9 protein-coding genes are annotated in these 8,970 nt (G+C 70.2%); 5 read left to right on the top strand and 4 right to left on the bottom strand.

Translation table 11 applies throughout. The features are described 5' to 3' along the window. The first annotated feature begins 86 nt into the window (after nt 1-86). Nucleotides 87-992, top strand: a complete 906-nt coding sequence (locus AWB89_RS24910) for a MinD/ParA family ATP-binding protein (protein ID WP_085177310.1) — start codon at nt 87-89, stop codon at nt 990-992. On the opposite strand, the gene sigI is transcribed toward AWB89_RS24910, so the two are convergent. After that, complete coding sequence (gene sigI / locus AWB89_RS24905; RefSeq protein ID WP_085177308.1) at nt 919-1,833, bottom strand: RNA polymerase sigma factor SigI; 915 nt, start codon at nt 1,831-1,833, stop codon at nt 919-921. The two genes, AWB89_RS24910 and sigI, sit on opposite strands and share 74 nt — an antisense overlap. A gap of 111 nt (nt 1,834-1,944) precedes the next feature. Here sigI and AWB89_RS24900 point away from each other — a divergent pair, with 111 nt between their 5' ends. From AWB89_RS24900 to phoU, 4 genes are all read left to right on the top strand, one after another. Beyond that, a complete protein-coding gene (locus tag AWB89_RS24900; RefSeq protein ID WP_085177306.1) occupies nt 1,945-2,784 on the top strand; it encodes an NAD(P)H-binding protein in 840 nt (279 codons plus the stop codon). Nucleotides 2,785-2,800: 16 nt separating this feature from the next. Next, a complete protein-coding gene (locus AWB89_RS24895) occupies nt 2,801-3,241 on the top strand; it encodes a nitroreductase family deazaflavin-dependent oxidoreductase (protein WP_085177304.1) in 441 nt (146 codons plus the stop codon). Nucleotides 3,242-3,423: 182 nt separating this feature from the next. After that, entirely contained in the window at nt 3,424-3,774 is a 351-nt protein-coding gene (locus AWB89_RS24890) for a WhiB family transcriptional regulator (protein ID WP_085177302.1), read from the top strand. Nucleotides 3,775-3,802: 28 nt separating this feature from the next. Further along, nucleotides 3,803-4,465 carry a phosphate signaling complex protein PhoU gene (gene phoU, locus AWB89_RS24885; protein WP_085177300.1) on the top strand — a complete coding sequence of 221 codons (663 nt, stop codon included), beginning with the start codon at nt 3,803-3,805 and terminating at the stop codon, nt 4,463-4,465. Here phoU and eccA read toward each other — a convergent pair whose 3' ends face one another. The 3 genes from eccA to mycP all read right to left on the bottom strand — a co-directional run. After that, a complete protein-coding gene (gene eccA, locus AWB89_RS24880; protein WP_142282634.1) occupies nt 4,466-6,316 on the bottom strand; it encodes a type VII secretion AAA-ATPase EccA in 1,851 nt (616 codons plus the stop codon). It abuts the gene before it with no gap. Nucleotides 6,317-6,324: 8 nt separating this feature from the next. After that, the gene (gene eccE, locus AWB89_RS24875) at nt 6,325-7,908 is read right to left on the bottom strand and encodes a type VII secretion protein EccE (protein ID WP_085177298.1); all 1,584 of its coding nucleotides are present in this window, start codon (nt 7,906-7,908) and stop codon (nt 6,325-6,327) included. Beyond that, nucleotides 7,905-8,970 (bottom strand): type VII secretion-associated serine protease mycosin (gene mycP / locus AWB89_RS24870; RefSeq protein WP_142282633.1); only part of this gene is annotated, 1,066 nt, incomplete at its 5' end. The genes eccE and mycP, both read right to left, overlap by 4 nt.

Below are 8,970 nucleotides of genomic sequence, written 5' to 3'. Positions count from 1 at the left end.
TTCGACAAGTCGTAAAACGATATGACAATACCCGCCTGACATGCCAACTTCGTTAAGTCTAACCGCCAGCGGTCCAGCCGCCCGAGCTGCCCGACCGGGGTTGGCGACGCATCGTGCGGCAGGCCACCTTTGGTTTGATCAAGCTCGGTCCCTCGGCCGCCCAGCGGCAGGACGCTCAGTACGAAGCGGCCATCCGCACCGTCCTGCACGGGAACTACAAGGTCGGGGTGCTGGGTAAGGGCGGCGTCGGGAAGACGTCGGTGGCCGCCAGCGTCGGATCGCTTTTCGCCGAACTGCGTCCGCAGGACCACGTGGTGGCGATCGACGCCGACACCGCGTTCGGCCGGTTGGGCTACCGGATCGACCCCCGGGCGAGCGGATCGTTCTGGGGGTTGACCTCCGACAAAAATCTGGATTCGTACAGCGATGTGGTCGGGCGCCTCGGCCGCAATCCCGCCGGCCTGCACGTCCTCGGCGGCGAGCCGGCGTCCGGCCCACGCCGGGTCCTCGATCCCGCCGTCTACCGGGAGGCCGCGCGCCGGCTGGACCGCCACTTCACCATCTCGATCATCGACTGCGGCTCCACGATGGATTCGCCGGTGACCCAGGAGGTGTTGCGCGACCTGGACGCGCTGATCGTGGTGACCTCGCCGTGGGCCGACGGGGCCAACGCCGCCGCCCGGACCATCGAGTGGCTGTCGGAACAACGGCTGACGACCCTGCTGCACCACACGATCGTGGTGCTCAACGACTCCGACGGCCACGCCGACAAGCGCACGCGGGAGCAGCTGGCCCGCGAGTTCGTCGAGCACGGGCAGCCGGTGATCGAGGTGCCCTACGATCCCCATCTCCGCCCGGGCGGCGTGATCGACGTGGACGGCGAAATGGCCCCGGCGACGCGGCGCAAGTTTCTCCAGATCACTGCGACGATCGCGAGCCATTTCGCGGCCCGGCCGGAGCGGCCGGCGAACCCGCGGCCGCCCGCGCCATAGGGTCGGCGACGGCCTCGATCTTCGTCACGAGGTGACCGCGCACCGTCAGCACGATCGCGGCGAACAGCCGGCGCTCGGCGAAGGCCAGCACCGCGGGTCCCCCGGCGGGACCGCTGACCAGAGTCACTTCGGGCCCCAGGTAGCGCATCAGGTTGGTGGCCACCGCGTCGGGTCCGTGGTTGATCTGTGGCGGCGGGGCCGGGTCGGCCAGGACCGTGCCCACGCCCCAGACCGCCGGATCCAGCACGGCGGTCAAGCCCGCGATGTCGCCGTTGGCGCACGCAGTGATGAACTTCTCGGTGACCAGCTGGTGCTCGGCCGGCGCCACCTCGTTCAATTTGGGTTGCGCCGCAGTGAATTTCGTCCGGGCGCGCCGCGCCAGCTGACGGCAGGTGCCGACGGGGCGGCCCACGGTTTCGGCGATCGTGTCGAACGGGACGCCGAACACGTCGTGCAGCACGAAGGCAACGCGTTCGCCGGGGCTGAGCCGGCGTAACACTTCCAGCAACGCGGAACGGACCTCGTCGTCGAGGGTGACCCGCTCGGCGGGGTCGGAGCGGGGCGTCCCCGGCCGCTCGTCGACCTCCCCGGGCCGCTCGTGGCGGGCGCGCGCCGAGCGCACCTGATCGAGGCACAGGCGGCTCGCCACCACCGTCAGCCAGCCGCGAACGTCGTCGATCTCATTCGGGTCGGTCCGCGACAGGCGCAGAAATGCTTCTTGCGCAACGTCTTCGGCGTCGCCGACGTCGCCGAGCATCTGATACGCGAGGTTGATCAGGTACGGGCGGTGCAGGCGCCAGGCCTGGGCGACGTGGTCGCCGGGTGAGGGCGGTTGGCTCATGAACTCTCGACGAGGAGCGGCGACGAAAAGTTACACCTTTCGGCTGTAACTTTCCCGGCTCCGGCGCCGTCGTATGCGCAGTCAGAAAAAATCACGGAAGGGACCACTCCCATGACAATCGTCGTAACCGGAGCGACCGGCAACGTCGGGCGCCCACTCGTCGCCGAACTTCTCGCCGCGGGCGCCCGGGTGCGCGCGGTCACCCGCGCGCCCGACACCGCGGGGTTCCCCGCTGGGGTCGAGGTGGTCGGATCGGCGGCGGACGCGCTGCCCGGGGCGTCGGCGGTATTCCTCAACTCGCGGGCCCTGGGCGGGCAGCTGGCCGAGACGGTCGCCGGGTGCGGTCGCGCGGGGGTGACCAAGCTCGTCGCCCTGTCGGCGATCAACGCCGACGACGACTTCTCGCGGCAGCCCTCGCGCTTCCGCGGGGACCGCAACAAGGAGGTCGAACAGCTCGCCGTGGACTCCGGCCTGGCCTGGGTGAGCCTGCGGCCGTCGGTCTTCGCCACCAACTTCGCCGGCATGTGGGGCGCGCAGCTGCGCGCCGGTGACGTGGTGGGCGGCCCGTACGCGGCGGCGTCGTCGGCGCCGATCGTCGAGGGCGACATCTCGGCCGTCGCGGCCCGGGCGTTGCTCACCGACGACCTTGTGGGACAACGTATCCCGATGACCGGCCCGCAGGCGTTCACCAACTCGGAGCTGGTCGGGGTCATGGGCGAGGTCCTCGGCCGCCCGCTGCAGTACTTCGAAGCCCCGGCGGAAATGGTGCGGCAACGGTTCATCGGCTTGGGACTGGGCGCCGAGTTCGCCGACGCGTATATCGCCATGCAGGCCGAGACCCTCGACAAGCCGGCGCTGGTCACCCACGACGTGGAGAAGATCCTCGGCCGCCCGGCGACGCCGTTCGCGCACTGGGTGTCCGAGCACCGCGACCTGTTCGCCAGGTCCTGAAGGCCGAGGAGCTGACATGTCCGAACCACGCCCGCCGCGCTACCTCAAGCCGATGAACAAGGTGATGATGGCCGTCCAGCGCCTTGGGATACCGACGGGCCCCGCCATGGTGCTGACCGTGCCCGGCCGCAGGTCGGGCCGCCCGCGCAGCACCCCGATGACGCCGTTCGAGTTCCGCGGTGGCCTCTACGTCGTCGCCGGTTACCCGGGCGCCGACTGGGCGGCGAATGCCCGCGCCGCGGGCAGCGGCACGCTGAGCCGGGGCCGACGGTCCCGCGAGGTGAAGATCGTCGAGCTGGCCGCCAACGAAGCGCGGCCGGTGCTGCGCGCGTTCTCCACCGAAGTGCCGGTCGGTGTCGCGTTCGCGAAGCGTTCGGGGATGGTGCGAGACGGAACGGCCGACGAATTCGAGGCCCTGGCCGGCCGGGTCGCGGTTTTCCGTTTCGAGCCGACGTAGCGGCCCGACCGCGGACACCGGGCCTGTCCCCCGCAACGGGTGAACCAACGTGACGGAACGTCCGTGTTACCGGCAGACCAATCTCTGGCGCGGAGCGGCGTTGCGCCGTTTTGGCGGCACCCTGCGGGCAATCACTGCAGGGTGATCGTCCGTGGTGGGGATGTCGAGCCGGGAGAACGCTGATGTCAGGAGCAGAGTCCGCCGGTCAAAGACCACACCGTGCGGCCATTCGGGTGGCGGTCTGCAGCTCGGGCCCGGCCGATTCGACCGGGTGGGCGGCGCGCGCCCTGTGCCGCACCATCGACCCCGACGGGCTCTTCGTGCGGGGGGCCGCCCAGCGCAAGGCGGCGGCGTTCTGCCGGCGCTGCCCGGTCATGTGGGAGTGCGGGGCGGAAGCGCTGGACAACCGGGTGGAATTCGGTGTCTGGGGAGGCATGACCGAGCGCCAGCGGCGGGCCCTGCTTCAGCGGCATCCGGAGATGGTTTCCTGGTCAAAATTCCTGAGCGAACAACGAAACCGGGGCGCCAGCTAACTGTCGCGGTCGGACGTAATGTAGGGGAATGCGCACCGCCTTTCACGAGCAGCTGGACGCTCTGCATGAGCAGCTCGCTGACATGTGCGGAAGGGCCGGCCTGTCGATGCAGAACGCCACCCAGGCCCTGCTGCACGCCGACCTCGCGCTGGCCGAACAGGTCATCGACGAACAGGGCCGGCTTGCGGAGATGAGCGCCGCCGCCGAGGACGCCGCATTCGTCCTGCTGGCACTGCAGGCGCCGGTGGCCGGCGACCTGCGCGCCGTGGTGTCCGCGATCAGGGTGTGCGCCGACGTGGAACGCATGGGCGGCCTGGCCGTGCACGTCGCCAAGATCGTTCGTCGCCGCCACCCGGAACACGTGCTGCCCGAGGAGGCGAACGGCTACTTCGCCGAAATGGGCCGCGTCGCGGTCGAATTGGGCAACGCGGCCGAAGACGTCCTGCGCACCGGCGACCCTGACAAGGCCCGCATGCTCAACGACGAAGACGACACCATGGACGACCTGCACCGCAAGCTGTTCACCGAGCTGATGGGTCGGCAATGGGAACACGGCGTGGCCGCCGCGGTCGACGTGACCCTGCTGGGCAGGTTCTACGAACGCTTCGCCGACCACGCCGTCGAGATCGGCCGACGCGTCATCTTCCAGGCCACCGGCGCGTTCCCGGGCGGCCCGCCGCCGGCCAGCTAGCTACCAAACGATCGCGGCCATGTCGCGGTTGTCGGCGCACACGCTGCGCACCGCGGCCTCGATGTCGGCGGCGGTGATGATCTGCAGATCCTCGACCGTCACCGGTTGCCCCGAGCGCTTCTGGGCGACCACCCGGGTGTCGCGGAAGCCCTCGGCGCGCTCGATGACGTTGCGGGCGAACCGGCCGTTCTGCATGGCGTCGATGCCGTGCTGCCCACCGGGGGTGGTGTAGTTGCGGATGGTGGTGGCCGCATCCAGAAACGCCTCCCGGGCGCCGTCGTCGAGCAGGCTGGCCCGCGGTGTCGCATAGCGGTGCCCGATCTCGACGATCTCGGCCGGCGAGTAGGACTCGAAACGCAGCTTGCGGTTGAACCGGCCGGCCAAACCCGGGTTGACCGTGAGGAATTCGTCCACTTGATCCTCGTAGCCCGCCCCGATGAAGCAGAAGTCGAACCGATGGGTTTCCAGGGCCACCAGGAGCTGGGTGACGGCCTCCATGCCGATCATGTCCGGCGTGCCGTCCTGGTGGCGTTCGATCAGCGAGTAGAACTCGTCCATGAAAATGATTCGGCCGAGCGACTTTTCGATCAGCTCGTTGGTCTTGGGCCCCGACTCGCCGATGTAGTGGCCGCAGAAATCCGAACGGCGGACCTCGCGGATCTCCGGATGCCGCACGATTCCCATGCCGGCGTAGATCTTGCCCAGCGCCTCGGCGGTGGTCGTCTTGCCGGTGCCGGGCGGCCCCACCAGCAGCATGTGGTTGGTCTGCCCCTCCACGGGCAGCCCGTGCTCGAGGCGCATCACGCGCACCTCGAGCTGGTCTTCCAGCGCTGACACCGCCTGCTTGACCGCCGCCAGCCCGACCTGCTTGGCCAGTAGCTGCCGGCCCTCGGCCAGGAGCTCGGCGCGCCGCCCGGCCGCGTCGTCGTCCTCCAGCTGTTCGCGGCTCTTCGCCGACGAGACGTCCCACTTGTCGGTGCGGCTGGCGATCGTGTGCTCGTCGGTCACGACCAGTTGTAGATTCCGGTCGGCCAGAGCGGCTTTGGCTGCGTCGGTCAGGACCCCGTTGATGGTGGCCTTCGACAACCAGATCTGGGCCCGGTCCTCTTCGTGCAGCTGGCGGTGCACCATCCCCCGCACATAGGCGAGGTCGGCGACGAGCAGCGGGATGTCGGCCGGGCCGATCGAGGCTGTCAGCACCTCCGCGCCGAACCGGCTCGACGACGTGTTCTGGCCGATCACGTCGACGCGGTCCAGCCAGTCCAGCGCCACCCGACCTTGCCCGAGATGAGCGGCGGCGTGCGCGGCCAGCGCGCAGATCGACGCGGTCACCGCCGACATGATGGTCGCCTGCGGCGGCAGCTCCTCCGCGGCGGTCAGCAACAGGTCCGGCCACCGCTGCGTGGCGTACATGAGAAACGCCCGCGCCAGCTGGTGCCACTGGAAGTTGCCCCACGAATCGAGCAGCTCGCGGCTGGCCAGCAGCCGGTCGGCCTCGGCGTATTCGCCGGCGATCGTCAGCGCCGACGACAACGCCAGCCCCACCTGGGATGCGTCGGTGACCGTGATGCCGATGTAGGGGCCCAGCTGCATCTCCGCGGCCAGCGTCCGGCCGATCCGGGTGGTCTCACGGTGCAGCCACTCGCGATGGTGGTTGAGCCGCTTCAGGGAGGTCAGGTCGTTGTCGCCACAGGCGATCCGGCCCAGCCAGGCGTCGGCCATCGACGGATCGGCCTCGGTGGCGGCGACGAACTCGGGCAAGGCCGCGGCGCGCCCCTGCCGGTCCATCGTTGCCATGGCGCGGTCGAAATGCCTACGCGCCGTGAGCAAATCCCCCATCGTCTGCACCATCCTCGACGCTACGTGGCGAACGACATCGTGACAGACTCCAGGTTGACATAGCGGTTCTCCGCGCGGAACAGGTCCATGTCGGCCAGCCAAGTTTGGCCTGCCGCAGTCACTTTCACCGTGGCACCGCTGACCTGCTCGATGGCCACCTCGAAAGCGTGGCCGTGTCCGTCGGGAAGCGGCGTGCCGGCCGGCGCGATCGTGATCACGGTGGCGGGCCGCGGGGCGGGCGATATCGCGGCGTCGCCCCCTCTGGCTTGGGTGGCGTGTTCGACCACGCTCACGCTCGTGCGCGGCGCGGGCCGCGAGGCGTTGACGACGCTGACCAACGGCATCCGCACGCTGGCCCAGCGCTTCAGGTCGCGGGTGTGCACGCTGACCCGCTCGCCGGCGCCCGCGGTGCGGATCACGATTCGTTTGGCGATCGCGTCGTCGGCCGCCACGAACACCCGGGACAGCTCGCCGGCGTCGGTGACCGGGATCATCAGCCGGTCGCCGTTGGCGAGCTTGCCCACCAATACGCCCGATGGGCCGATCTCCACGATCAGGCTGTCCGGCAACGGGCTTGGGCGCAGCCCGCGCAGGAGGGGACGGGGGCCACACATGTTGGCCGCCGCCGCGGCGGCCTGCTCGCCGTTGAGGCGGCGCAGCACGACACTGGGTGGGCTGGGCGCCGGCGTGGGCGTGCGGACGGTGACCGTCGCGGTGCACGCCCCGTCCGGGTAGACCGTGACGTTCTGGATCACCTCGTCGACGCGCAGCGTCCAGGCCTGGGCGAGCACGTGGGCGTTGATCGCCTCCGGCGGGTAGGCGTACGTCGTCATCCACCCGGCCTCCCCGCGGATGGCCTTCCACTTCTGCGTGGCGCCCGACACCGCGTCCCAGCCGAGCCGGCGATCCAGTTCCATCAGGTCGGTGGCGGTGGCTACCTTCGCGCGCAGGCCCTGGCAGCGCAGCTGCCCGGCGATCCGTTGGGCCGCCGAAATCGCCGTCGCCCCAAGGGTGGTGCGCCACCGCAGCGCCCGCGTGTTCTCGATCACCGGCAGCCGCAGTATCAACCAGGTTTCGCGGCGGCCCGCGTACGGCGGGGTGCCGATCTCGGCGTCATACACCCGCGGATAGTCGCCGACGCTGCCGCAGCGGGACCCGAACGACACGACGCTGATCGAGTCGAGTTCGAGGCCCAGCGGGTGCCGCAGCATCGGCACCAGTTCGACGATGTCGACGACGTTCTCGGACTCGACGCTCACCGAGCCGGTCACCGTGGTGGCCCGGTGCGCCCTGCCGAGCAGCTGCACCGCCACCACCGCCACACCGTCCTGGACGCGCACCCCGCCGCCGGATCGGTTGCTGGCCACCGTGATTGGTTCGCTCCAGCTGATCGGGCGCCGGCCCCGCCGCGCCAGCACCGCCCACGACCACGCCGGCTGTCCCCGCCAGCGCACGAACACCACCGCGACGCCCACCACCACGGCCACCGCGGCGCCGATGTAGCCGCCGACCGCCCAGCCCGCTACCGCGAGAAGGAACACCAGCAGGATCCCGACGACCCGCCGATTGCTGGCCGGGCTGAACCCGGTCAGCCGAGACCTCATCGCGCCCTCCGCAGGCGCACGGCTGTGGCCACCACCAGCACACCGGCGATCACAGCGCCCAGGAACCCGATGGCAATGTTGCGGGCCCGGTGATCCGGCGCGGGGGGTGGCGGCGGCGGCGTGATCACCCGGCTTTGCGCACCGGGGGGCATCTTGTCGCCCGGCGGGATGTTGAACGTCAGCGCGGCGACCGGGTCCACGAGGCCATAGCCCACCTTGTTGTCGACGCCCGCCGGTGGGTTGTGCGCCGACTGCACGATCCGGTTGATGATCTGATGTGCCGTCAGCTGAGGGTATTTCGCGCGTACCAGGGCCGCGACGCCGCTGACGTAGGCCGCCGAGAAGCTGGTGCCCCAGAACGGCATGTTCTTCTCGCCCGGCCGCGAGGGTGGGTAGGCGTTGACCGGCCCACCGCCCTGCGGCGAGAGACCCATGATGTGGGTCGCGGGCCCCGCGACGCCCACCCAGGGTCCCGACATGCTCTTGTCGATCGGAGCGCCGCCGGCATCGACGCCGCCCACCGACAAGACGTAGTCCGAGAACCACGAGGGCGAGGAGATGACCCTGACCTGGTGCCAGTCGCGGGGATCTGACGGGTCCAGCGGGTCGTACATCGGATTGTTGTCGCAGCCGCCTTCCCCGTCGTTGCCGGCGGCGGCGACGACCACGGCGTCCTTGACGGTCGCCGCATACCACAGCGCCGCACCCAGCGCCCGCTGATCGGTGGAGGACGCGGCCGGCAGGCAGGAGGTCACCGAGATGTTGATCACCTTCGCGCCCATGTTCGCCGCGTGAACGACGGCCCGCGCCAACGTGTTCAGCGTGCCGGCTTTGACCTTCTCGTCCGAGTTCGGGTCGGCGGGCGGCGGGTTGACCGGCTCGAAGGCACGCGAAGACTGCCGTATCGAGATGACGGTCGCGTGCGGGGCCACACCCACCACCCCGTCCGGGGCCCCGGGCGGGGGCGGCGGGACCGCGGGCTCGTCTTCGGTCTGCGGATCCGGCGGCCCGTTCGAGGGAGCCATCGCGCCGGCCTCCGGGGGCGGAGGCGGGGGCGATGGC

It is taken from the genome of Mycobacterium paraense (assembly GCF_002101815.1).
Classification (GTDB): Bacteria; Actinomycetota; Actinomycetes; order Mycobacteriales; family Mycobacteriaceae; genus Mycobacterium; species Mycobacterium paraense.
Note: the sequence above shows the minus strand (reverse complement) of the source record. Positions and strands in the feature narration are given on the sequence as shown.